The 24,494-nt window shown below is 67.7% G+C and carries 13 protein-coding genes; 1 reads left to right on the top strand and 12 read right to left on the bottom strand.

Annotated elements, in window-relative coordinates; genetic code table 11:
- Positions 1-5 precede the first annotated feature (5 nt).
- Positions 6-449 (top strand): cyanase, encoded by a 444-nt coding sequence (gene cynS / locus M2361_RS00770; RefSeq protein WP_259249204.1) that lies wholly within the window; start codon positions 6-8, stop codon positions 447-449.
- Between the two features lie 71 nt (positions 450-520).
- Here cynS and pdxK read toward each other — a convergent pair whose 3' ends face one another.
- The 12 genes from pdxK to M2361_RS00710 all read right to left on the bottom strand — a co-directional run bounded on the left by pdxK (position 521) and on the right by M2361_RS00710 (position 24,432).
- The gene (gene pdxK / locus M2361_RS00765; protein WP_259245776.1) at positions 521-1,384 is read right to left on the bottom strand and encodes a pyridoxine/pyridoxal/pyridoxamine kinase; all 864 of its coding nucleotides are present in this window, start codon (positions 1,382-1,384) and stop codon (positions 521-523) included.
- Between the two features lie 62 nt (positions 1,385-1,446).
- Complete coding sequence (locus M2361_RS00760) at positions 1,447-1,944, bottom strand: RES family NAD+ phosphorylase (RefSeq protein ID WP_259245775.1); 498 nt, start codon at positions 1,942-1,944, stop codon at positions 1,447-1,449.
- Entirely contained in the window at positions 1,941-2,402 is a 462-nt protein-coding gene (locus M2361_RS00755; RefSeq protein ID WP_259245774.1) for an MbcA/ParS/Xre antitoxin family protein, read from the bottom strand. The genes M2361_RS00760 and M2361_RS00755 overlap by 4 nt, the downstream gene beginning before the upstream one ends.
- Entirely contained in the window at positions 2,386-3,465 is a 1,080-nt protein-coding gene (locus M2361_RS00750) for a peptidylprolyl isomerase (protein ID WP_259245773.1), read from the bottom strand. Before M2361_RS00750 ends, M2361_RS00755 begins: the two co-directional genes overlap by 17 nt.
- A gap of 29 nt (positions 3,466-3,494) precedes the next feature.
- Complete coding sequence (locus M2361_RS00745; RefSeq protein WP_259245772.1) at positions 3,495-4,052, bottom strand: YbjN domain-containing protein; 558 nt, start codon at positions 4,050-4,052, stop codon at positions 3,495-3,497.
- A 39-nt stretch (positions 4,053-4,091) separates the two neighbouring features.
- Entirely contained in the window at positions 4,092-4,799 is a 708-nt protein-coding gene (locus tag M2361_RS00740) for a DNA repair protein (RefSeq protein WP_259245771.1), read from the bottom strand.
- 10 nt (positions 4,800-4,809) lie between these two features.
- The gene (locus M2361_RS00735; RefSeq protein ID WP_259245770.1) at positions 4,810-6,507 is read right to left on the bottom strand and encodes a putative porin; all 1,698 of its coding nucleotides are present in this window, start codon (positions 6,505-6,507) and stop codon (positions 4,810-4,812) included.
- 36 nt (positions 6,508-6,543) lie between these two features.
- Positions 6,544-7,257 (bottom strand): TonB C-terminal domain-containing protein, encoded by a 714-nt coding sequence (locus tag M2361_RS00730; protein ID WP_050450158.1) that lies wholly within the window; start codon positions 7,255-7,257, stop codon positions 6,544-6,546.
- 17 nt (positions 7,258-7,274) lie between these two features.
- Complete coding sequence (locus M2361_RS00725; protein ID WP_046804844.1) at positions 7,275-7,694, bottom strand: biopolymer transporter ExbD; 420 nt, start codon at positions 7,692-7,694, stop codon at positions 7,275-7,277.
- 9 nt (positions 7,695-7,703) lie between these two features.
- Positions 7,704-9,620 (bottom strand): DUF2341 domain-containing protein, encoded by a 1,917-nt coding sequence (locus M2361_RS00720; RefSeq protein ID WP_259245768.1) that lies wholly within the window; start codon positions 9,618-9,620, stop codon positions 7,704-7,706.
- 39 nt (positions 9,621-9,659) lie between these two features.
- On the bottom strand, positions 9,660-11,282 hold the full coding sequence (locus M2361_RS00715) for a ShlB/FhaC/HecB family hemolysin secretion/activation protein (protein ID WP_259245767.1): 1,623 nt from the start codon (positions 11,280-11,282) through the stop codon (positions 9,660-9,662).
- 481 nt (positions 11,283-11,763) lie between these two features.
- Positions 11,764-24,432 (bottom strand): filamentous haemagglutinin family protein, encoded by a 12,669-nt coding sequence (locus M2361_RS00710; protein WP_259245766.1) that lies wholly within the window; start codon positions 24,430-24,432, stop codon positions 11,764-11,766.
- Positions 24,433-24,494 lie beyond the last annotated feature (62 nt).

Here is a 24,494-nt window from a genome sequence, read left to right as displayed (position 1 = left end):
TCATGATGTCCCGCGCTGAAGTGACCGAACTGGTCGTTACCCGCAAACTGGAAAAGAAGCTGTCCTGGAACGCCATCGCCGAAGCCGTTGGCCAAAGCAAGGAATGGACCACCGCCGCGCTGCTGGGCCAGATGACGCTGACCGAGGAACAAGCCCTGGCCGCCGCCCGCATCCTGGACCTGCCCGACGACGCCGTGGTGCAGTTGCAAGTGGTGCCCTACAAGGGCTCGCTGCCCACCACGGTGCCCACCGACCCGCTGATCTACCGCTTCTATGAGCTGATCAACGTCTACGGCACCACGTTCAAAGCGCTGATAAACGAAGAATTCGGCGACGGCATCATGAGCGCCATCGATTTCAAGATGGACTTGCAGCGCGAAGCCGACCCCAAGGGCGACCGCGTGCAGATCGTGATGAGCGGCAAGTTCCTGCCGTACAAGATGTATTGATGCGTTGAGCTGGCGCGCCCCGCGTCAAGACCGGGGCGCGCTTGGGTTGCTGATTTTGGCTGCGAGCTGGCCTAGCCTTCCACCGCCAGCTCTTCCCAACCCAGCTCGCGCGTGCGCTGCAAGGTGGCCGTGACTTGCGCCGCCGCCTCGCGCGCAGCCTCAAGCAGGTCCTGCCCGGTCAACAGCCTGGCCGTCAGGCTGGCCATGAACACGTCGCCGGTGCCATGCACCGACGGCGGGATGGCGATTTCCGGATGCGTCACAACGTCGAGCGTGTCGCGCGTGACCACCGCCAACTGCAAGGCGCCCGGTTCCGCCGCCATCGGCGCGGCGCTGGTCACCACAATCCATTGCGGCCCCAACGCGATCAGTTCACGCGCCGCCGCCGCCACTTCGTCCATCGTCGCCAAGGGTCGGCCCACCAGCATTTCAAGTTCAAAGTGATTCGGCGTCATGCCGTCGGCCAGCGGCACCAGCAAGTCGCGGTATTGCGCGACCAGGCCCGCGTCCACATACAAACCGTCGTTGCGGTCGCCCATGACAGGGTCGATATGCACACGCACGTCCGGCCGCGCGGCGCGCAAGGCCGGCAGCCAGCTTGCCAGCAGGTCCGCCTGCCCCGGCTGCCCCAGATACCCGCAGACCACGGCGCGCGCCACGCGGGTCACGCCGCGCTCGTCCAACCCCTTCAACAAACCGGCGAACCAGTCCAAGGGCACCGCGCCGCCATGCAGCGTGGGATAGTGCGGCGTGTTGCTCAGCACCACCGTCGGCACGGCGATGGCGCGCAGGCCCGCGCGGCGGAAGATCGGCATGGCGGCGTTGTTGCCGACATAGCCGTAGACGACTTGGGATTGGATCGAAATGACGTCCACCTGCGCGGTGAAGGCGGGCAACGCTGCGCCGGGCGTGGGGGCAGCGGAAATGGCGGTCATACGGCGGGCTCCTGACAGGAACTTAAGGTTGCATGCCGGCAAGCGGCCGGCTGCGCAACATTCTAGTCCGCTGTGGCGCCCTCGCATGCCGCGGCCACCCAGGCGGCGCCGTCCCGCACTGCGCGAACGACACCGCCCAGGTGCGGCGCGTAAGGATAGGCCACGGACGACACGACCTGGCATTGCCCCATTTGCGGATGCGCGGTGTTCAGCAAATACTGGACGCCGCCCGTGGCGGTCGGCACGCGCAGCAACAGGGTGTCGCCGGCCGCCAGCCAGGCGTCGCCCACCGCCCGCGTGGCGCGCAGATCGGTCTGCCAATGCAGCGGTGGCTCGGCCACGCCCACCGCGCGGCCGGGCGCCTGTACCTCCAGCAGCAGGTAATCGCGTGGCAAGGCGCCTGGATGCGCCACCTCGGCCAGCGCCAGCCGCGCGAACACCGCGGCGGCCGGGCTTGCGTCCAGTACGATCACCGGGGCGCCCGCCTCGTGCCAACGGCCCGCCGGCAGCGCGCGCGGCTGCAAATCCTGGGCATTGCTCAAACGCCACAGCGCAATCATGGGCCGTTTCCTTCGTCGATATCCACCAGCCATTGTTCGATCAGGGCGGCATAGCGGCCATGCTGGCACACCCACAACGGCACCCGTCCAAGCAGCCGCCGTTTGGGAGCGCTTAGCCAGCGAACCGCCTGCTCGCGGTCGCCGAACACCAGCTCGGCCAACCACACCACGCGAATCGCGCGATGCAACACGCGCAGGTCGGCCAGGTCCAGGCCCCACGCGCGCGGTGACTGCGCGGTCGCGGATGCCGGCATTCCCGTGGACATTCCCAAAGGCATGCCCACGGGTATCAACGGAAACCAGCGCGCAAGATCATTCGGGAACGTCTGGCGCAGCGCTTGCAATAGCGCCGCCGCGTCTCGCAAGCTGGCGGGCGGCTGGGCGTGGCCCAGCACGCGCGTCAGGCGTTCGTCCAGGGCCAGCGTGACGGCGCTTGCCGCGTCACGGAGCGCGGGCAACGGACGGCGCGCTTGCCTGGGCGGCCGCGTTCTGTTCGAACGCGGCATTGAGGGCTGCGCCATCGATGCTGACGGTTCCGGCATTCAGCAAACCCTCCAGATAGGCCCGCGCGGCCAGTTCCTGACGTTGGTTACGCAGCGCGGCGCGCAGCGCCGGCCTGACTTGGTCGAACGGCGTCACGCTGGCCGGCCGCGACGCCGCCAGCTTCAGGATATGGAAGCCGGCAGCCGACTGCACCGGGGCGGACACGTCGCCCGCTTTCATCTGCTGCACCACCGGGCGCATCTCCGGCGTCAACTGCGCCAACGGCACATAGCCGATGTCGCCGCCCTGCGCGCGCGAGGTCTCGTCGCGCGAATTGGCCTGCGCCAGCGCCGCAAAGTCGGCCTTGGGCGCCTGCGCCCGCTTGGCCAGGTCCAGCGCCTGCTTGCGCGCCGCTGCAACCGCGTCGGCATCCGCTAATGGCGCGGGCAGGAAAATCTGGCTGACGCGGTATTGCGCCGGCTCGGTCAGTTGCGGCTTGGCGCGTTCGTAGGCGGCTTGCAGCTCCGCATCGCCGGGGTAATCGTCCGGTGCGCGGCTGACGGATTCCAGATAGCTTTGCACCACGATGCGTTCCTGGGCCGCCTGGATGGCCTGTTTGATCTCGGGCTTTTCCTGCCAGCCCTGCGCGCGCGCCTGCTCGATCAGCGCCTTCTCTGCCAGACGCCCGCGCAGCCACTGGTCCAGGCCCGCGCGGTTGTCCTGCAATTGCTGACGCGCCTGCGGCGGCAAGGCCTGCAATTGGCGCATCAATTCATCGCGTTCGACACGCACGGCGCCCAAAGTGGCAATGGCCGGCATTTGGGGAGCCGGAGCCGCCGCCCCGACCTTGGCCGCCGTGGCGCCGGGCGGTGAAGCCACGGGCGCGGCGGACGCCACGGCTTTGGCCGGTGCCGGAGCGGGCTCGCTGCTTTGGGCATCGTTGCCGCGCATCAACGCAACGGCGCCCGCCAGCACGGCGATAAGCAGCACGGCCGCCGTCACGCGCAGTTGCTTGTTGGAAGTCAGTGTCTTGGTCATGGATCGCACCCTTTGCCAGGCAAGCGGCGTTACGCCGCCGCCGTTGTCTCGGCCGCGTCGGCTTCCTGTTCGGCTCGCTGTTCGGTTTGCTGTTCAGCTCGCTGTTCGGTTTGCTGATCGGATTGCTGTTCAGCCCGGCCCTCAGCTTGCCCCGCCTCGCCCTGCTCCGCCGAGGCATTCGCGCGCAAGAACAACAGAAATTCTTGCAGCAAGCGGTCCCACAGTTCGGTCGTGGCGCGCAGATACGATTCCGACACGCCGCCGGCCACGATCACGTCCAGTTCCAGCACCAGGAACACGCCTTGCACCGACAGGCGGGCAAAGCGCTTTTCGACGTTCCATCGGTCGGCCAGACCAGCAGGCAGCTCGCCTTGCACACGCAGCGCGCAGCTCAGCGTGTAGTCCAGATAATGGCCATCCTGCTGGGCCGGGTTGCCCATGCGCGCGGCAAAGCCCACGCCCTGGCTGGCGCTCAACAGTTGCACCATGCCGTTCTGCTCGGACAGCGTTACGCGGTAGCCAACGGATTGCAGCAGGGCTTGCAGGCGTTCGGCGTTCACATCAAGAATCAGGTTCGATTCGGTCATTTCAGGTTTCCAGGAATAAAGATTAAGCATGCGGCAAGGCTACGGCTTGGACGTTGCAGCAGCTTGACTTTGGGGTGCTTGACTTTGGGGCGCTTGCGCGTCGTAGAGCTTGTCGCCGTAGGCCTGCGCCTGCTCTTCGAACTGCACGCGCGCCTTGCCCGCGAACGGTTGCTTGAGCGCCAGAATGTCGCCCGTGCTGATGCGTTCATAGGCATTCAGAATCTCTTTGCCTGCCGCATACATCTCGCGGTTCTTCGCCAGGCACACCTTGACCTCTTCATCACGCTGCGCCAGGTTGCGGGCCAGCGCCACGCGTTCCGTTTCCTTGGTGCGCGCCAGGGTCAACAGTTCGTCGTAGGCGCCCTTGAACTTGCCCAGTTGCGCATGGCTGGCGGCCACTTGGGCCTGGGCGCTTTCCGTCAAGGCGTCTTGCTGCGCCGCCAGCTTCTCGGCCTGCCCACGGCTCTTTGCCAACTGCGCGCGCAGCGATTCCAGCTCCTTCTGCGCGGCGTCAAGCTGCGCTTGGGTGGCCGCCTTGGCCGCGTTGATCTGCGCCTGCTCGCTTTGCAATTGCTGTAGCTGCTGCGTGGTGCTGCGCAACTGGGCGCGCAGGCGCTCTTCCATGGTTTCGGCCTGCGCGCCGCCCGCGAGGCTCAGGCCCGCCGCGCACAGCGCCACGGCGGCGGCCAGGCGCCGGCCGCGCCCGGCCGTGGGGGAATGGCGGGATTCATCCCATACGATGTGCATGTCCATGGCCTTAGAACCTGGCATTGATTTCGAACTGCATGGTGTCGATGGCCAGGGGTTCACCGTAGATCTCCTTGGTGCTCATCCAGCGGAACACGCCATACACGTTCTTTTCGAAGGCATAGCCCGCGCCGATGTAGTAGCCGCGCGCGTTGGTGCCGCCCTGGTGGAACGACGAATCATTGAAGGCATCGGGCAGCGCATCCGGCTGGATGTACTTGTAGCCAACGAAGGCCAGCCAGTCGCCCTTGTCTTTCAGGTCGTACGAACGGCCCAAGGTGGCTTGCAGCATCCAGGCGTTGGGGCCGCTTTCGACGTTGCCGTTGTCGTCGAAGTTGTTGACGATATAGCCCTGCGAGCGGCTCGCCATCTTGCCCTTGCTGTAGGCCAGGTTGTGGATGAAGTTGCCGTTCACGCGCAGGCCCAGGCCATCGAACACGCGGGTATCCCAACGCAGGTTCAGGTCCAGCAGGTCGAACTTCGAGGCCAGGCCCACGTATTGCGGTTGCGGCGTGTTGGCCGGGTCGAGCGGGTTGGGGGCGATGTTGCGCAACAGGAACAGCGTGTTGCCCTTTTGCATGAAGGCGGGACGCGACCAGTCGGTGTCGCAGTTTTCGTCGCCTGCCCACGGCGAGCACGCACTTGAGCGCTTGCCGGCAATGTTGTCAAAGTGGTAGTAGGCCAGCGCGCCGCGCAGGCTGTTCTGGTTATTGACCTTCCAGTCGGCGCCAACCTGCGCGCCCAGCAGCCATTTGTTTTCGCTTGCGCCTTCCGTCATCGACGACGAGTTCCAGCCGTTGTTGGCGTACTCGGTCGCAAACGCGCCCAGCGTGCCGAACAAGGTCACATCACGGCCTTGCAGGGGCTGCTTGAAAATGGCCGCGATACCGTCGAAATTCAGATCGTTGGAGAACAGCGTGTCGGTGGATTCAAACGGGTTGGCGATGCGCCCGCCCGTTACGGTGGCCCACTTCGCGGGACGATAGGTCAGGTAGGCCTGGTCAAGCCAGATTTCCTTCTTGCCCATGCCGCCGCCCAGCGTCTGGGACGTAGACACCGGGCTGTCGTCGCTGCCGGTGGCCAAGCGGATGCCGGCCGTCCAGGCTTCGGAAATGTCGGCGCGCACCCCAAGACGGGCGCGAATGCGCAACTGGTTGCGGCGGTCTTCGCGTGTGTTCAGCATGGGCGGATAGCCGCCGTTGGTGTTCTTGTTGACGTCGTACGGGCCGTTGGCGTTGAGCTTGGCGAAATTGACAATCTCGTCGCTGTTGCCGCCGTTGTAGAAGCGCGATTCGTCACGCACGCGGACGTCGCCTTCCACCGTGATGCGCGACACCCATTCCGGGAAGGTGTTGGGCTGTGCCCAGTTCTCTTCCTTGGCCTGCACCATGACTTCCGCCTTGACCTCGTCGCGAATCTGGTCACGCACGGTCTGCGGAATGTAGGGCACGCGCACGTCGCCCGCTTGCGCCACGGCGGCGCCGCGGTCGGCGGGCGGGGCGCTGCGCGCGGCCTGGGCTTCGGCCTCGGCCTGTGCGACCAGCGCGTTGGCCTGTTCGGGCTTGAGCACGCCTTGCTGCACCAGCAGGCGGATCAGGTTGATGGTGGCGTTCTCGGACGGCGCGGGCGCGCTGTACGCCGGCAGCGAGGCGGCGCCCGCCACGGCCAACGCCAGCGATGCCGCCAACCGGTTCAATGGGAACTTCATGCTCTTGTCACTCCAGGATCAATTCAATGTGAGACATCAAGACGGGCGGCGGCCAGTCAGCGAGGCACGGATGGGCATGCTGGCCGAGGCCGGCGGACGTTCGTCCAGGCCCGGCACGGCGCGCAGCGCGGCGATCACGCGGGCGTCGACGTCGGCGTCGCCGCTGCCACGGGTCAGTTCAACGCGGGTGACCTGGCCCGACGCCGTGAGCCAGATGTTGGCTTGCAGGCGGAAAGTCAGATTGCGGGTGCGTTCGTCTTCGCGCAGGATCTTCTGCAGCGCATAGGCCAGGTATTGGCTGTAGGTGGCGTTGCCCGCGCGGCCACCGCCCCCGCCCGACATGCCCTTGCCCTGCCCCGCGCCGATGTTGAAGGCGTCGCTGCCGGCTTGTGCGTCGCCGTCGATCTGCATCGGGTTGGCCAGGTCGTCGGCCGGGCGCGGCGGCGCCTCGTCCTGCGGTTTGGGCGGTTCGGGCGTGGGCTGCGGTTCGGGCTCGGGCGTGGCCACGGGCTCTTCCTTGGGCTGCTCGGGTTCCGGCGGCTTCTCGGGTTCGGGTGGCGGCGGCGGGGGTGGCGGCAGCGGGATGATGGCCGTGACCTTGGGCGCATCGCGCCGGACGCCGGACATATCGTTGGCCCAGCGCCAAAGCGCGTAGGCCGCCACGATCGCCGCCACCACCACGGCCGCCAGCTTCAGCCAGCGGCGCGCCGGATGCGGATCGCGCGAGGAATCGGATGCATGTTGCGGCATGACGTCGGTTCCGGCCTCTATTGCGGCTTGCCGGTAACCAGGCCGACCTGCGCAAGTTCCAGGCGGCGCAGCAGGTCCAGCACTTCCACCACCTTCTGGTATTGCACGGCGGCGTCGCCGCGCACAATGACCGGGAAGTCGGGGTTCAGTGCCTTCTCCGTGCGCAGCCGGTCTTCCAGCTCGGGCAAGGTAACCGGGTATGCGTCCAGGAAAACCTGGCCAGCGTCGTTGACGGAGATCGCCTTGGTTTTCGGCTGCGACAAGGCCATGGTCGAACTGGCCTTGGGCAGGTTGACCTTGATGCCGGCGATCTGCGCGGTAGCCGTCAGGATGAACATGACCAGCACGACCATCAGCACGTCGACCAGCGGCGTGATGTTGATGCCGTCAACAGGCGCGTCGTCGTCATCGTCCTGGGAAGTGGATACGGATGCCATGGCTGCTCCTTAGGCTTCGGCGGACGCGGGTTGCACGTCGCGCACGGCCGGGCGGCTGGCCGCCGGGGCGCGCACTGCCTGCTGATGGGCGGCTTCCTGCGCTTGCGTTTCGCCGTGCACTTCGGCCAGGCGCGTGACGAACTCGTCGACAAACACGCGCATGTCGGCGCTGACTTCCTTGTTGCGCGACACCAGGCGGTTGTAGCCAAACAGCGCGGGGATCGCCACGAACAGCCCCATCGCGGTCGCCAGCAAGGCGGCGGCCATGCCGGGCGCGATGGCGTTGATGTTGACGTCTCCCGCCATGGCCGTGCCCAGGAACACCACCATGATGCCCAGCACCGTGCCCAGCAGGCCGATATAGGGGCCGCCGGCAATGGCGTTTGACAGCGAACCCAGCTTCGAGCCCAGCGCCAGGTTTTCCTTGGTGCGCACGGCATCCATCGACGCGCGGATGGCTTCGATGGTGGCCGTGGAAATCGACGTGGTGTCGGCGCCCTGCGCGCGGCGCGTGCGGATCTCGTTGATCGCAACGCGGTACAGGCGCCACAGCGAGGCGTGCTCAACGCGGGTGGCAAGCGCCTTGTCGTCCGCCAGCAGTTCCAGGCGCTGGCCGACCGTGGCGAAGGCCTCACGGAACGACTCGTTGGCGCGCGACACGCGGGCCACGTTGCGGCTCTTCTTGAACATGATGATCCAGGACTGCACCATCATCAGCACCAGCACACCGATGATGATCCAGGCGTCGATCGGCACGGCGTTAAGCAGAAAGCCCAGTCCGCCAAAGCCAAAACCAGATTGCTCTTCATCGGCGCCGTAGACCACCAGGCGCGACTCCGCGCCTTGCGAGGCCGCGTCGGCGTAGATCAGCGCGGCGGGACGCGCCACCTTGGACAGGCGCACTTCGTCAATCGCACCCACGAACGGCGCGTACGTCGGCTGCGGCGCCGGGGCGGCTTCGACGGGCGTCGTGCCGTCCGCTGCAGGGGTCGCGGGGGTTGCGGCGGACACCGGCGGCATCGGCACATCGCCGCCCAGCGCGGCGGTGGTGGCAAGCGGCGGCAGGCTCGCGGCCAGCGATGCGGTAGCGCGGCCGTTCACATACAGGTGAACCTGGCTGCCATCGGCCGTTACGGCAAGGTGCTGCCAGGCGGCGGGCGTCAGCGGTTGGCCGGGCTGGCTGCGCTGGCCGTTCACTTCCACAAAGGGCACGCCCTGGTTGAGGCCGATCAGCAAGGCGTTGCCGGCGTCGCGACGCGCGTAGATCAGTTGTTCGCCGGCCGGTTGGTCGGCACGCACCCAGGCGCTGAACGTGAAGGCGCCCGCGGCGGGAATGGCCAATGAGGGGCTGGCCGGCAGCATCAGCGGCGCGGCGCCCGTGAACTGCGCGGCGCGGCCGATGACGCCATCCACCATCGCAGCGGTCGGCGTCTGGCCGTGGTTGCTGTAGGCCGTGGTGTCGCGGGGCGGCGCACCGGCCGCGCCGTCAAAGTGATAGACCAGCGTGGTGTTGGGGTCGAAGCTCAGTTGGCCGTTGGCCGAGGCGGGCGCTTTCTGGTTGCCGTAGTACATCCAGATGTCCTGACGCTGGCCGTCGGCCACGTCCGGCACATCCACCCACACCAACGCCATCCCCAGCAAGGGGTCGAACGATTCCAACTGGTGGTTCAGCACGGTCTGGTCGTCGGCCGCCACGAAGCGGATGTCGGCGCCCTTCTCGTTGATACCGTCGAAGGTGAAGTTGCCCGTATGCAGGCGCACCAGCAGCGGCATGCGGCCGGCGGGGCCGCCCAGCGGCATGCCCTGCGCGGTGCTGTCGACGGTGATTTGCTTGCGGTACTGCCAGTCTGGTTGCCACCAGGCGTTGGCGGCGGACGGCAGTACGCCGGCCAGCACGGTTAGCAGGAGCATCAATAGGCGTTGCATGAGTAAGACTCCGGGGGTGAATGGGGTAAGCGCGTGCGCTCAGAAGTTGGCGCGGACGCTGAAGTTCAGACGGGGATCATGTTTGCGGGTATTGGGGCCGTCCTTGAGCGGGTAGCCCCAGTCCAGCGAGCCGGACAACCAATCCAGCACTTGCAGGCGGGTGCCCAGGCCCAGGCTGGCCAGTGAATAGCTGGCGTCTTGTTCAGGCAGCGGGTCACGCAGGCGCAAGGTGGCGGCGTCGGCAAAGGCATAGAAGCGCCATTCGTTGACGTTCGCGCCCAGCCAGCGCGCCAGGGACGGCGTGCGCCATTCGACCGAAGCCAACACACCGTCGTCGCCCGTGCGTTCGGCGGCCAGGTAGCCGCGCACACTGGTCGCGCCGCCGGCCGAGAATTGCTCGTTGGACACCAGCGCGCCCGAGGCCAGCTGGAACGAGCCGCGCAGGCCCAATTGCCAGTCGCCGAAAAGGTTCTGCGTGTGCGTGCCGTCGCCGCGCAGCAAGGCAAAGCTGGGGCTGGCCTGATAGCGCTTGTCGTCAAACTCCTGCCAGTCGCTGCCCTGGTTGAAGAAGGAGCCGCTGGCGCCCACCACCGACAATCCCAGGCTGCTTTGCGATGACTCGGAATAGCGGTAGCCGTTGTAGGCCAGCGTGAACGGCAGGTACTTGATGGGGATCTGGTCTTCGTTGTCGCCGAAGCGGGTGGACTCATCGAACTTCTTGTAGTCCAGCCCGATGGATAGCGAATTGCTCCAGTCGCCTTGCGGATCCATCGTGTAGATGGCGGAAAGCCCGAAGGAATAGCCCTTGCCCAGCACGTTGGTGCCGCCGATGGTGGCGACGTTGCTGTCGCTCTTGTAGCCCGAGAATTGCAGGCCCCAGCGCGGCGTCAGCGGCATGGAGTACGAGCCCGACCACACCTTGGCGTTGTCGGTTTCCTGCGGGGCGGTGAAGAAAGTCAGGCTGACGGAATGGCCCAGTTGCCACAGGTTGTCATAGCCCAGCGACGCCGTGCTGCGCAGGCGCGAGGTGTCGGCGCTGTAATCGTTGTTCAAGCCCAGACTGGCGTGCCAGGGGCTCTTGTCTTCCACCTTCAGGTCCACATCCATCGTGCCGGGAATGCGCCCTTCCTTCACCAACGGCACCACCTGGCGGCTGGCGCCCTTGTTCAGTTGCGTCAGCTCGGCCTGCGCGCGATTGAAGTTGGGCACCTGCCCTTCCTGCAACGCGGGCACGTCGTCGCGGATGGCCAGGGGCGAATAGTGCTGCGCACCCACCACCCGCACGCGGCCGACCTTGGTTTCCGACACCTGCAGGAAGACGATGCCGTCGGCCACCTGTTGTTCGGGCAAGTCCACGTAGACCGACTGGTAGCCCTTTTCCTGATAGATCGTCTGCAAGGCCTCGCGCGCCGATTCAATGTCGGCCAGGGTGCGGTCGGGTCCCAGATAGGGATAGACGGCGCGCTCGATGTCACGGGCTTCAAGCACGGTGTTGCCGCGCACGATGTACTCATTGATATTGACGCGGCGCGCCGACGTGGCGTCCGCCCCGGCCGCGTCCTGCGCCCCGGCCGTGTTCATCACGGCGATCAGCACAAGCGCCTGCGGCGCGCGGCGCAAGATGGCGCGCAACGCGCGGCCCCTACTTTCGAAATCATGCATAGCGATGCACTCAGTTCCTTGTGTGAAAACCGGTCTGGTACCGGCCGCTACCGTGCAGCGCGCTTCGCGACAATCCCGTTACGGTTTTCGCCCACAACCCCGCGTCTACAACTTCTGCTTGTTACTAGACGTACTGGCAGGCCCAAGACCGCGCGTTGTAAGAAAAACTTCATGAAAAAAATCCGGGCGTCGAGCGGGCCGAACGATCTGGCGGGGATTCTGGCGACGCCACATGACGGCGCCAGCAGCGCAACAAAAAAAAGCGGCCAGTAGCAAACTGGCCGCCCATACGTACGATGGGTGAAGCGCATGCGTGGGATGGGTGAATCGCATGCGTAGGATGGGTGAAGCGCGCAAACGCCAAGGCAAGAACCCCGGCGCCGAACGCGCGCAACCCATCAACCGCCGTCCGCCCGACTCCGCCCCGGGGTTCAAAACCATCGCGTTCCTCACGCCCCGGTTCCGCCCCCGCCCCCCCTCTTCACAGCATCAGCTTGCGCCGCTCCTCCGCCGTCAACGATGCCGTCTCGCCCGCGTCCAACGCCCCCGCCCCCAGCACCTGCACCGCGCTGGCCGCGTCGTACTTCGGCGTACCCGCAGCCGTACCCGAAGCCGCACCCGCCGACGGCACAGCCGGTGCGGCGCCCGCCACCGGTTCGTCGCCATAGCCCAGGATCTGCACATTGATCACCGAAGGTTGGTTCTGACGCGCCTCGGCCTGCGCGCGCTGGGCGGACTCCTGCGCCGCATTGACTGCCGAGCTTGCCGCCGCGCTGGCCGACGACAGCGCACCGGTGTTGACCCCGGCCGTTACCGGCACCCCCGCGCTATCGCCCTGCGCCTGGATGTTGGCCGCGTTCACCACCTGCAAGGCCGCGATGTTCACGTTGCCCGATACGCGGATGCCTGCCTCGCCCGCGTCAATCGTGCCCAGCGGGGCGTACAGGTCCACATCGCCCGCCGGCACTTCCGGCAGCGGCGCCAGCGTGGCGATACCCGCGCCGGTGCTGGGCGCATTGGGCGACAAGGTCACGTTGCCGACCGCGTCGTAGACGCGCTTGGGCGGCGTGTACAGCACGGTCGTCTTCGAGCCCCGGCCCGCGTTGATATCGCCTTGCGCCGACCACGCGGTAATCCCCCCGCCGAAGGTCGTCATGACCCGGCTCTGACCCAGCAGGATGCTGCCCTGCGCGTACAACTGGATGTTGCCTTCGCCCTGCGTGATGATGCCGGCGGTGGCGGGTGGCGCCACGCCTTCCACGCCGAACACCTGCTGCCCGCCCGGCGTCAGCAACTGGATGTCGCCGCCGAAGGTGCTGCGAATGCCCGCCGCGCCATACAGCGTGAGGTCACCCTCGTAGGCGCCAGGCGCGGTTTCCGGGAACAGCGCGGCGATTGCCTGGCGGCCACGCAGATAGCTGCCGTTGCGCGGGCTGGCCAGGTCGTTGTATTCCCGTCCGCCGGAACGCAGCTCGGCAAAATAAACCTGCCGCGCGAAGATCCGTTGCTGTTCGGCGGGCAAGGCGGCAAAGGCCGCGCGCGCGTCGTCCGTGCTGCCGGCAAAGCCATAGCGTTGCGTCATCCACAGCAGCAGTTCGGCTTCGTAGGTCTTGAAGGCCAAGCCCTGGTCCACCAGCGGACGGCTGGGGTCGGCCGCCTGGGCCGGGTCCAGATACCGCGCCAGGAACGCCGCGTAGTCCGGCCCCTTGGCGCCCACGCCCGCTTGCACGGCGATCGACGCGCCAGCACGGTGGTCGCCCGGCATCACCGCGCCCAGGCTTGTGATGGAAGCCTTGTCCGCCATTAGCACATGACGGCCGGCCGACACTTCCAGTGCGCCGGGGCCCGCCACCTGGAACGAGCTGTACAGGATGTCGCGACCCGCCGACACCCGCGATACATCCAGCGCGTCGCGATGCAGGAACAGGTTGCCGGTCGAGGTCACGGATGTCCCGCTTGCGCCAAAGTTCATGCCATTGGTGGAGGGCACGTCGGTCGACGTCCCCGTGTTCGTGCCCGAGGCCACGATGTCGCGGCCAGCCAGCATCCAGACGGGGCCGGATGCCTCATACCAGGTTTGGCCCAGGTTCGGGCCCTGCGTGATGGACAGCGCCTCGCCCGTGCGCAGCCCGACGATGTCGCCATCGCGGGCATAAAAGCGCGTCACGTCATTGGAACCCGCCGTGCTGGCGGTCAGCGCGTTGAAGTAGAACAAGGGGAAATGGGTGTACCGGTCGCCGGCCAGGCCATTGGCCCCCTGGTTGCTCAAGACCACATTCGTATTGGCCTCGGACAAGTAACCAGCAAAGGCCGGCGCCAACACATTGGCGACGCTGGCCGGGTCCGCCCCCGAGCGGTTGATGGCGTAGCCGCCCGCGTAGATGGAATCTCCCGCCAGCATTTCCAGTTGCCCGCGCGCACCCGGCGCCAGCGTCAGCGAATACGGCAGGCCCGTTGCTTCGTTGTTCAGGTATCCCGCCGACACGCCCGCATAAATACTGCCGTCATAGGCCGTGGCGCGCAGAATCGACGGGTACAGATAGCGCCCGTCGGACGGCGAGGTATTACGCCCCGGCTGCACCGCCAGACCCTGCGCGCTATGCGACGTCTGCCGGCTGGGCGTCAGGTTGCCGCCCGCGCTGGACAGCTCAATGGCCGTGTTCTCCGTCCACATCGAGAACCAGCTATAGCCGCCGCCCGTGCGCATGGTGCCGTCTGGCATGCGATAAGGCGTGCTGTTGGGCAAGGCAACGCGGCCCGGATCGCTGGCCCCGCCGACGACCAGGTCGCCGCGCGTATCCAGGCGGATCACCGCGTCTCCCGGAATCAGCACCAGGCCGCCCGTGGCGCTGGCCGTCGTGGACACGTAGGGGTCGTAGCCACGGCTTTCCTTCACGTCTTGCTCGCGGGCTTCGTTGCCGTATTGCAGATCCAGCCCGCCCACCGCGCCGCCCGCCAATTGGGCATGGCCGCGCAGGTTGATCAGCGCGCCCTGCAAGTCCAGCGCGGGTTCTCCGTAATAGGGGGTTGGCCCCACGATCGAGGACACCAGACCGCGCGCGCTTTGCGTCGGGTTCAAGCCGCCTCCGACACGGATGTCGATATCGCCGCCCCCCGTCAACGTCATGCCGCCGTCGGCCGCAATGCGGCCGGTGCTGCCCACGGCCACGATCAGGCCCTGGCTGCGCGGATTGTTGATGGACCCGCGCGACTCGATGTTGCCCGCGTCACCGTCCACGCGCAGGCTGACGTTGCCGCCGCCCAATGCCCCGAAGCCGGTGAAGCCCACCAACAGCGGCGTGTTGTCCTTGAACACCGAAGGCGCGCGCGTATAGCTGCCGAAGTTGATCCACCAGGCGGTAGGCGTGTCGCCGCCATTGGCGCTGCCGGTACCTTGGCGCCACAACCAGTTGCCGATGCCCACGCTGGGATCTATGACGCGCGCCTCGAAATTGCCGCCCGTGGTCTTGCCCCACACATCGCCGCGCAAGGCCCCGCCCGTGTACAGGCTGAGGTTGCCGCCTGCTTCCGGGTACCACGCCTGATACCCCGCGCCGGCCGACACGAAGGGTTCATACGTGGTCGAGTGATCGTCGCCCAGCACCGTGGTCTCGTAGCGGCCACGGGGCAATTGGTAGGCCGCGTCCACGTTGGCCGCTTGCGTGCCGGCCGTGTAGACGCCATAGGCCGACATCAGGCTGAAGTCGCCGCCCGCCGCCAGGTCCAGGTCGCCCGTACCCGTGCGCAACACGCTGAAGTTCTGCGTATGCGTCACCACCGACGTCGATGATTTGTTCTCGATGCACTGCTCAGCCGATAGCGAGCAGAGATCGATTTCAGCCTCGGACACCGGCGTTCCCGCCGGATACCCGAACCAGTTGTCCGGCCCCCAGACAAAGCGCGGAGGCGGCATGCACAGCCCTTCGATCGCGTCGCACAGCCAGAGCAGGTCGTCCGGCACCGGCGTTCCGGGTTCAAAGCCGGACGGGCCGGCTTCGGGCCCCCAGACCAGGCTTGCGCCCTTGACCAGGCTGGCGTTGTAGTGGGTATCGGCCAGCGTCAGCTTGCCCGCGTCCGGCCCGCGTACGACGCGCAGCGGATCCGCCGCGTCCAGGTCCGCGCCCGCCACCAACTGCATCGACCACGACTGGCTGCCGGCCGGCAGCATCTGGGCCACCGCCCAGTTGCGCCGCTGATCCGCCGCCGTGCCCGGGCGCAGTTCCACATAGTCGACCCCTTCCGGGAACACCAGCTTGGTCTGCGACGGGATCAACGCGCCCTGCTTGAGCGTGATGGTGCCCGCCATCAACAACACGTTGGGCTCATAGCCTTGCGTTGTGTAGAGATTGGGCAGGGCCACGTTGGCCGGCCACGTGAACGACTGAAGCGCCGTGCCGGCCGTGAGCATCGTGCCCGCGCCCAAGCGCGTGCCGACGGGCAAGTTCACCGCTTGTTCAAGAATGCTGCCGGCGGCGTACAACAACTGCCCGGAGGCATCGCGCACGTCGCCCGACAGCACCACGCCGGCGGCCAGGGTCAACTCCTGGTTCAGCGCGGCCTCGACCGGCAGGCGGGTGCCCGCGGCCAGCGTGGTGGCTTGCAGGGGCAAGGCGTAGTTCAGCGTCTTGCCGCCCGGAAACTCCGTGCCTTCGGCCAGTTCCACGCCTCCACGCGGCAACACCACATCGCCGCCAAACGCTTGTGCGCCCGGCGTCAGGATCCAGCCGTTCTCGTCATCCGGCGTGGCCGCAGGCGGCGCGAAGCCGTCGTTGATGCTGCCGTAGACGTCCAGGTTGCCCTTGGCGCGCAGCGTCAGCGCGCCCGCCTCGCCCGAGCCATAGACGGAAGTCATGGCCGAGTGCGGATTCAGGCTGGCGTAGCGATAGCGCGACAGGTCCAGGTCGCCTTGCACGACCAGATCGCCATCGCCCGTCTTGCTGACGATTTCCACGCCAGGCCGCAGATGGAAGACATCGCGGTAGGTGGCGTTGTTCAAGCCGGCCAGCTTGGTGTTCAAGAGATTGCCGTTGGCCAGCGCGTGGCCGATGAACGTCGTGCTGTCGCCGTGCAGCGTGTCCAGATAGGCCTGGTCAATGATTTGATGTTCGCGACCGCTCGTGCGATCGGCGGCAACGCCTTCCCGGGCGTCGTCATAGCGTTGGGTGGCGATCAGCGAGATGGCCTTGGCGCCTTCTATCGCGACCGGGCCGCGCGCCTCGATGGCGATGTCGCCATACGTGGCGGCGGAACCCGCCACCCCGCTGCCGTTGTTGGCCGCGTTGCCGGCGGCGTCTATGCGCGGCGCAAACAGGTCCAGGGTGCCGCGCGACACGCCGTCGTGCTGCCCCGCGCCCGTTCCCGGCGTGGCCGCCGTGCCGTGGCGCAAATCCATGCGCGCGCCGCTGGCCAAGGTCAGCACGCCGCGACCCGAATTCAGTTGCACCACGGCGCGGTTGGGCGCGTCGATGATCTTGCCGTAGCTGTCCACGCGCAGCACGGTGCCGTGCGCGTCCAGCACCGCGTTCGACGCCAGGGTCAGGCCATCGCGCGCGGCCAAGCGGATCCGGCCCACGCGCTCGCCGCTGGCGTCCACCAGGCCGGCCACGGTCAGGCTGCCGCCGTCGATCGACAAGTTGATGTCGTTGGCGCGCAGCGTATCGCCCAGCGTCAGGCTGCCTTGCTTGATCTGGAAACTGCGCGCGCCGGTCACGCCGCCGTCGTTCAGGCGCTGATTCAGCGCGTCGAAATCCGCGTTCAAGGCGCCCGGCGCGCCCAGACGCTGCGCGCTGATATCGATGCTGCCCGCGCGGTAAGGCACGGCCGTGCCGCCGGCATCGTAGACGCCCGAACTTGTGCCCAGGATGCGGCCTTGCAGGTCCACCACGCCGGCCGAGGCCGACAGCGCGTCGGCCCGCAGGCTGCCCGCATTGTTCTGCTGCGCCGACAGATCGATCAGCGCCCCGCCTTCCTGCCGGATGCTGCCCTGGCTGCTGGCCAGAATCACGTCGCCGCCCCAGCTATAGCGCAGCACGTCGTTGAAGGCGATGGCCCGGCCCGACACATCCAACTGCGAGGCCGACGTCAGCAACACGCTGTCGCGGCCTTCCAATGTCAGCTTGCCGCTGGGCAGCACTATCCGGCCATCGACCTGCACGTTCGCCCCGGCCAGGCTGATTTCCGCGCCCAGGTCCTGCACCGCCGCGGCTTGCTGCGCCGGCAGACCCGGTGCGCCCGTCACCCGCACATCGCCGCCCGCCGTCATGCGGTTGACGGAACCCGCCCCGCCGGTCAGCAAGGGCGTGTTCAAGTTGAGGTTGCCGCCCACATAGGCGTAGCGGCCCGTGGCGCTGTCGAACGCGCCCTGAGATTCGTACACCGACAAGCTGCCTCGGTGGTTGGCCGTGATGCGGTCGCTGGCATTCAGGTTGACGTTGGAAAAGCCCAACGCCAGCCTGGCGTTGTCTTCCAGCCCGTTGGGTTGCGCGCCTTGCCCATAACCGAATTCGATCCATTCGGCATCGATGCGCAGCGTGCCCTGGCCCGTGCCGGCCCCACCCGCCGCCACCGCGCCCGGCGCTTGGGTTGCGCCATTCCAAACCAGATTCTGCGTGCGGATGCTGGCCTCGTCGCCCGCGTCGCCGTAGCCGTAGATGGCCGGCGTGCCCAGCGCCAGCGTGGCCAGGCTGTATTTGCCGGTCAGCGGGTCGCGCGTGTCCAGCGCCACCGTGCCGTAGAAGTTAAGAGCATCGCGCGCGGTCAGCGTCAGGGTTTCCAGCGCCGGTGCGCCCACGCTGGTGTCACCGCGCAGCAGGCGGCCCAGGATGTCCTGGTTCAGCGTCAGGCCGTTGGGCAAGACGCCGCGCGCGGCGGCTTGCGTCAGCGCCTCGGTCGTGCCGACATTCACCGCGCCCACGGCCAAGGCCAGGTTGCGGGTGCCGTAGCGAACTTGTTCGCCCAGATCGAATACGCCATTGGTGGCGGCGGCGATGGTGCCCTCGGAATACAGGCGGGTCACGCCCTGGCAGGGCTGCGCCGCGCAGGTGCCGATGCGGATGGCGCCCGAGCCCAGCGCGTCCGGCGCCAGCACATCCAGACGGCCATTGGACACCGCAAGCAAACTGGCGGTGCGTGGCTGGAAGGCATAGCCGTTGGTGGAATCCACCGACGGCGCGCCAGCGCCCAGCGTGGATATGCCCGCGCCGGCTTCAAGCTCGATCGTGCTCGACGAGATCAGCACTTCCGGCCCCGTCAATTGCGCGCCCGCGCGCAGCACCACCTGGTTGGCCGACGCCTGGAAGGTATAGAAGCGGCCGCCCGGCCCGTACCACACTACCGGCAGCGCGCCGACGACCAAACGGCTGGCGCCCAGCGCGTTCAAGGCATCCGCCTGCACCGACGTGCCCGCGAACTCCGCCGTGGGGGCCTGGCCCGCCGCCAGGATCTCTACCGTCGAGCTGCCGCCATTGAGCGCCACGGCGCCGCCGAAGCCGCCCTTCGCGGCCGTGAAATTCGCCAGCCCTTCAACACTCAGCGCCTGCCCGTCCGTGGAACCCGGATGGATCGCCAGCCGCAAGGTGCGGGCGTCGGCCGGCAGCATCGCACGCGGCACACCGCGCGTCACGGCATCGGCCGCGACAAAGCTGGCGTAGCTCATTTCGTTGTACTGCGACAGCGTGCGCAGCACCTTGCCCGGCGTCAGGACCACCGCGCTGGCCAGGCTGTTCACCACGTTGGTGCCCGCGGTCGACAAGGTGCCGCTGGCCGCCCAGGATTGATTGCGCATCTGCATCGGCGCAAGCGCCGCGCCCGCCTTGGCCCCGCCGTTGATTTCGACCCGGAACGCGCCGGGCAGCAAGGCATAGGTGGACGGCATCAAGGTGTAGGTGCCGGCCGGCAGGCCAGGCACACCCGCGCCCAGCGTGATCTGCTGGCCAACGCCGGGCGTGGAGGCCCCCGCCTCGCCGCCCACCGGCGCCACCACCGGCTGCGCGCCGGGCACGATGGCGTAGACGGGGTTGTCGGCCAGACCCGGCAGGGTGAAGCCGCCATCGGGATTCATGCGGACCAACGGGGCATAGCGCGCATCGGTGGAGCCGCCTCGGCCCGACACAAAACCCGCGCCCGTCAGTTCGCCGCCCCCGGACAGATCCAATACGGACCCCGGCTGCGCGTCCACGTCGCGGAACCCCAAGGTGATGCCGGTGCGCAGCATGGCGCCGCCATCCAAGCCTGACGCGCCGCCCACCCCGACCAAGGACACATCCGCGCCGTTGAACTTGTACGACACGCCATCCGTCGTGCCGCCATAAGGCATGACCAGGCCGGCACCGCTGACCGAGGTAACGCTGCCCGGCAACAAGCTCAGGCGCTGCGTGTCCATCCGCTCGCTCAGGTCGCCCAGCGTGATCGCGCCCAGCGGTGCGCGCAACACGCCGCCCTGTTCCACGGTTGCCGCCGCCAAACGCAATGCGCCGAATGCCGAATAGGGCATCGCGGGCAAGGCGCCCGTCGTGCCTTCATGGCGCGCAATCCGCAAGCTGCGGTCCGGGTCGAACATCTGCGTACCGTCTGGCCGCCGCGTATAGCCCGCCAGCACCTCGGCCTCAACGCCCGTGCCCGGATAGATCTGCGCGGCGATCAGGTCCAGGTCGCCGCGCGTCCACAGGCGCGTGCGCGGCTCGTTGTCGTTTTGGGCCAGAAAGCGCAGGTCGCCCGCGCTGTCCAGCGTCACCCGGTCAAAGCCGCTACGCGCCACCGACAGCACGCCACCCACGCTGCGGTTGATCGTGCCTTGCGTGCCGAAGGACAGGCTGTTGCCCACTTCCAGCAAGCGGCCCGCGCGCACCGTGAACGTGCCCTCGCCCACATCCTGCGCGTCGCCGAACAGGACGCGCGGCCGGATGATGCCGTTGGACGCGGCGTATTTTCCCGGACCCGACAGCCGCACCGTGGAGGCCGCGAGGTTGACCTGGGCCGGTACGTAGGCTTGCTCGGCGGCAAGCGCATCCCCCTGCGGCGCCAGTGAAAACGCGCCGGCGTACAGGCGCAGGCTTTGCCCCACCGACACGTTGACGTCACCGTCGAACGACATCAGGCCGTTGGACAACAGCCCCAGGTGATCGAAGCCTCCGCCAGACAACAGGCGCGACGGATCCAGACGCGTCTGGCCGTAACGCAAGCCCTCGTCGGCTTCGCCCGGCATCAGGCTCGCGGCAAGCGGTTTGCCCGCGCCCGAAGCCAGCACCATTTCGCGCGGCACCTGCACGGCCTCGCCCGCCAGGCCCTCGCCCCAGGTGCGGTACAGCGGCGTCTCAAGCGCAACATCCAGCGTGCCGCCCGCCGCGCTCGCGCCGCCCGCGCGTGCGATGAACGTACCGTCCAGATGCAGCCCGTTATAGGAACTGAGCGAGATTCGCCCGCCGTCGCGGTCCAGCCGCGCCGGGCCTACACCATTCACATCCACGGTCGTGCTGGCGCCGGAGGCGTCCAACACCGCGCCGGGACGCACGATGACATACAGGTCGGATGAAGTTGCCGTCGCGCGGTCATGGTCGATCTCGCCGCCCAGCACGATGACGCCGCCCGCGTCCGCCAAGCCGTAGCGGCGGCCCTGCGCATCCACGCCCGTTTCCGAGCGGCCGGCCACGTTCAGCACGGCCTGCTCGCCGATCCAGATGGAACGGTCGTGGACCTCGCCTTGCACGACGTCCAGGGACTCGGCCACATCCACGTCACCCACGCGCAGTTGGCGGATATCGATCTTGCCGCCCGCCGCCGTCAAGGCGCCCAGCACGGTAATCTGCCCCACCCCGCGCATTTGAATCGACTGCCCGGGGTCCACGTTCAGTTGCGCGCCTTGCCCGACGATCAGCGCGGCGTCCACATTCGCGCTGGTCGCGACAAGGTTGCGGCCGCTTTGCAGCGACAGGCTGGCGCCCTGGCGCTGCGTTACCGTTCCGGCGGCCACGTCATGCTGATAGACGGGCGGTAGCCACGTTTGCAGCACCGACGAGGGGTCCGCGCCCGTCGGCAGGCCGGCCGCGCCGTCGACCGGGCGGTACACCGGCATCGACACATCGATACGCGCGCCGTCGGCCACCGCCACGCCATTGGCGCCCGTGAGCTCGTAGCGCGAATAGCCTTGCTGGAAGAACGGCGCGCCCAGCGTCAGCACGCGCTCGTCGGCGGGCATGCCGCCCAGCACGATCTTGTCTCCCGTCACGGCCAGGGTGCCGCCACCCTCCACGCCATAGCCGCGCAGTTCGGCGCCCAGGCTTAGTCGGCCCTCTTGCGTGCCGCCGGCCACCAGCTCCACGGTGGTATTGCCGCCCTTGCCCCCCGTCACCCGCCCATTCTTGCCCAACACCGCGCCCGAACTCACGTCGATGACGCTGCCGGCGTCCAGCAGGATGTCGCCACTGCTGCGTAGCGCGACCGTGCCGCCGTTCAAATAAGGCATGGCGCCGATCTGCTCGGGCGACATGGCCAGGTTGCTCCATTGCCCCCGGGTATCCAGCCGCCCGCGCGCGCTCAGTGCCAGCGTGGGCGTTGCGCCGTCAGCCCCGGCCCCGGTGGCGGTATCGGCCATGCCCGCGGGCGTAGCCTGGTTCAGCACATTGCCCAGGCGGATGCTGCCGGCGCGTGCCGTCAACGTGGCATCCACGGATACCTTGTCCGCGAACAAGGTGATATCGCCCCCCGCCGCCACGCCAAGATCGGATTGCACGGCGATGTCGTTCGCGGCGATCTTGATGGCGCCCAGGTTGGACGCATTCAAACGCGTGGTGTCCAGATGCAGGATGCCGGCTCGCGCTTCAGGCAACGCGTTGCTCAGGTCCAGGCCATCCGCAATGGCGTCCACCCGGTCGGACAGCAACACCTGCTGAATGGTGTTTTCGGAATTCCCCAGCGCGTACGACATCGAGCCGGTGGCCTTGTTGTAGTACGGCGTGTACGTGCCCACCACCAACTGCGCACCGCGCGCCGCCGCGCGTTGCGATTGCTGATAGCCGTCCAGCGCCGGCTGCGGCGCCGCGTTCTGGCGCTCGCCCTGATAGGTCTGCCCGATCAGGTCGCCTTCCAGCACGGCGCTCTTCGTGCCGACAAGCAGTCGGCCCGCGTCACGCCCAACCGTGTAGCCAGTTTCAAAACGTTCCTTCGGTGCCAGCAGGGGGTTGTAGAAATAGCGGGTCTGGCCCCAGCGTTCGGACTTCGCTTCGTAGCCCTTGTACAAGCCCGTGTACGCCAGATCGCCCGGCGCGCGCGACACCTCGTACAGCCGTCCGTCCACGCCGCGCAGCCAGCTCTGTTGGACCATGCCGTCCTGCACGTCCAGCGTGCCGCCCGACACGTTGATCTGCGACCCGGCGCGCGTGACCACTTCGCCGCCCGTGAACTCGACATTGCCGCCCTGCGCCATCCACTCGTTCACCGCGTGGCCCTGAGTGCCCAGATAGCCGCTGACTTCCAGCAGGCCGCCGGCCGTGTACCAGCGGTCGGTGGCGTAGCCGTTGGTGCCAGCCGGCACCAGGACCAGTTCGCGCGCATCCACCCAGATGTCGCTGTTGTTCAGCTTGCCGCTGTCGCGGTTGACCGGCGCGTCGCGCTGCTCATTGCCCTGTACGTTGATCTTGACGCTGTTGTTCTCCATGGCCACGGGCACGCCCACCGCGCCCGCCACGTCCAGCACCGCGCCGTCACGCAGCAGGCTGCGCTGCGCGGCCTGCACGGCAATCTGCCCGCCCGTCGCCAAGGTGATGGAGCCCGACGCGAAATCCACCGTGCCCGAACTGTTGATCTCCACGCGCGACAACTCGCGCCGGTCGCTACCGCCCGGCGCCCAGGCCGAATCCGACGCGGCGATGACCGGCGCCCGCAGGCCGTCGCGCTGGCTGTCCAGCGCCAGCGCGCCGCTGCGGTCCAGCAGAATGGCCGTCGTGCCCGCTTCCGCCAGGGTGATCTTGCCGCCTTCGCCCGTGGCGTTCAGGTGCACCGTGCCGCGCGTATCGACCGAAGTGCTGGACAGCGCCACGCCGCCCTGCACCACGTCGCCGCCGGTCAACGTCACATCCCCCAGTGACGCCTGGATCAAGCCCGTATTCACCACGCGGCCGGGCGTGCCGGCAACGCTGACCTCATTACCCTTGGTGGTGGAACTGAGGTTGCCCGACGTGCCCTGGCCACGCTTGATCACGAAATTGTCGCCGGCGGCCAGCACGGCCTGGCCCGAGGGCGTGTCGATGGCGCCCGCGTTGGCGGTTTCCTTGCCCAACAACAGCACATAGCCGCCGCTGGTAGTGGACGTGGCGGGCGCGGCGGTCCGGATCATTGCGCCCGCTTGCACGTCCACCTTGCCCAGCGCGTCCTGGAACGTAGGCTGCGCGCCGTTGTCGGCGTACAAGCCCTTGTCGCGGAATTGCGCGTCGGTGATCGTGGCGGCGGCGGCCACCAGGTTGCGCGCATTCACCTGACTGGTGCCGCTGAAGATGACCCCGTTCTGGTTCACCACCATCACGGTGCCGTCGGCCTTGATCGCGCCCTGAATCTGGCTAGGCTTGGCTGACGCGCCCACCACCCGGTTCAGCACTGCGTCGTCCGCGCCCTGCTTGAACTGCACCGTGGTGTTGCGGCCGACGTTGAACGTGTCCCAGTTCAAGATCGCCCGCGACTGCGTCTGTTCAATGGTGACGACTTGGCGGCCGTTCTCGACGCTGGGCTTGGCAGCCTTCGCGCCTTCCCATTTGGCCTGCTCGCCCGTCGCTGCCCACAGCCCGCCTTCGACCAGCCCGTCCGGCGCGTCGCCGCCATTAGCGGCTGCCGCGGCCGCGCGCGCCGCCGCCTGGGCGGCTTGCTGCGCCGCGACGGCGGCCGCCGTGCGGTTCAGGTTGTCCAGCGACCGCTGCAACTGCTGGCGCGATTGCGCCTGTTGACGCGCGCTGTTGCCGATGCCGGCCAAGCTGCCGTCGGGCATGCGGCCCGTGCGCTGCGCCGTCGATTGCACCGCGTTCTTGTCGGCGAACCAGCCCGGGCTGAACGCCCGCTGCGCCTGGGCCGCCCCGCTGGCGCTACCCGCGATCAGCAACGCCGTCACGGCCTGGGACAATGGCGTCGGACGCCAGTTCGGGCGCACGCGCGCCGGCACGGTCCCCATGTTTCGCTTGCCACCCAACCCCGACATCCGTGCCTGCATGATCGCCTTCCCTTGTTCCAATC

The sequence above is a fragment of the Achromobacter sp. JUb104 genome, assembly GCF_024806975.1.
GTDB classification, from domain to species: Bacteria; Pseudomonadota; Gammaproteobacteria; order Burkholderiales; family Burkholderiaceae_B; genus Achromobacter; species Achromobacter spanius.
This window is presented reverse-complemented; position numbering and strand designations above follow the sequence as displayed.

Excerpts from the sequence above, each read along its gene's own strand:
- M2361_RS00715 (WP_259245767.1), bottom strand. The coding sequence starts at position 11,282 with ATGCATGATTTCGAAAGTAGGGGCCGCGCGTTGCGCGCCATCTTGCGC.
- M2361_RS00745 (WP_259245772.1), bottom strand. The coding sequence starts at position 4,052 with ATGACCGAATCGAACCTGATTCTTGATGTGAACGCCGAACGCCTGCAA.
- cynS (WP_259249204.1), top strand. The coding sequence starts at position 6 with ATGTCCCGCGCTGAAGTGACCGAACTGGTCGTTACCCGCAAACTGGAA.
- M2361_RS00720 (WP_259245768.1), bottom strand. The coding sequence starts at position 9,620 with ATGCAACGCCTATTGATGCTCCTGCTAACCGTGCTGGCCGGCGTACTG.
- M2361_RS00760 (WP_259245775.1), bottom strand. The coding sequence starts at position 1,944 with ATGATTGCGCTGTGGCGTTTGAGCAATGCCCAGGATTTGCAGCCGCGC.
- pdxK (WP_259245776.1), bottom strand. The coding sequence starts at position 1,384 with ATGACCGCCATTTCCGCTGCCCCCACGCCCGGCGCAGCGTTGCCCGCC.
- M2361_RS00730 (WP_050450158.1), bottom strand. The coding sequence starts at position 7,257 with ATGCCGCAACATGCATCCGATTCCTCGCGCGATCCGCATCCGGCGCGC.
- M2361_RS00725 (WP_046804844.1), bottom strand. The coding sequence starts at position 7,694 with ATGGCATCCGTATCCACTTCCCAGGACGATGACGACGACGCGCCTGTT.
- M2361_RS00735 (WP_259245770.1), bottom strand. The coding sequence starts at position 6,507 with ATGAAGTTCCCATTGAACCGGTTGGCGGCATCGCTGGCGTTGGCCGTG.
- M2361_RS00710 (WP_259245766.1), bottom strand. The coding sequence starts at position 24,432 with ATGGGGACCGTGCCGGCGCGCGTGCGCCCGAACTGGCGTCCGACGCCA.
- M2361_RS00750 (WP_259245773.1), bottom strand. The coding sequence starts at position 3,465 with ATGACCAAGACACTGACTTCCAACAAGCAACTGCGCGTGACGGCGGCC.
- M2361_RS00740 (WP_259245771.1), bottom strand. The coding sequence starts at position 4,799 with ATGCACATCGTATGGGATGAATCCCGCCATTCCCCCACGGCCGGGCGC.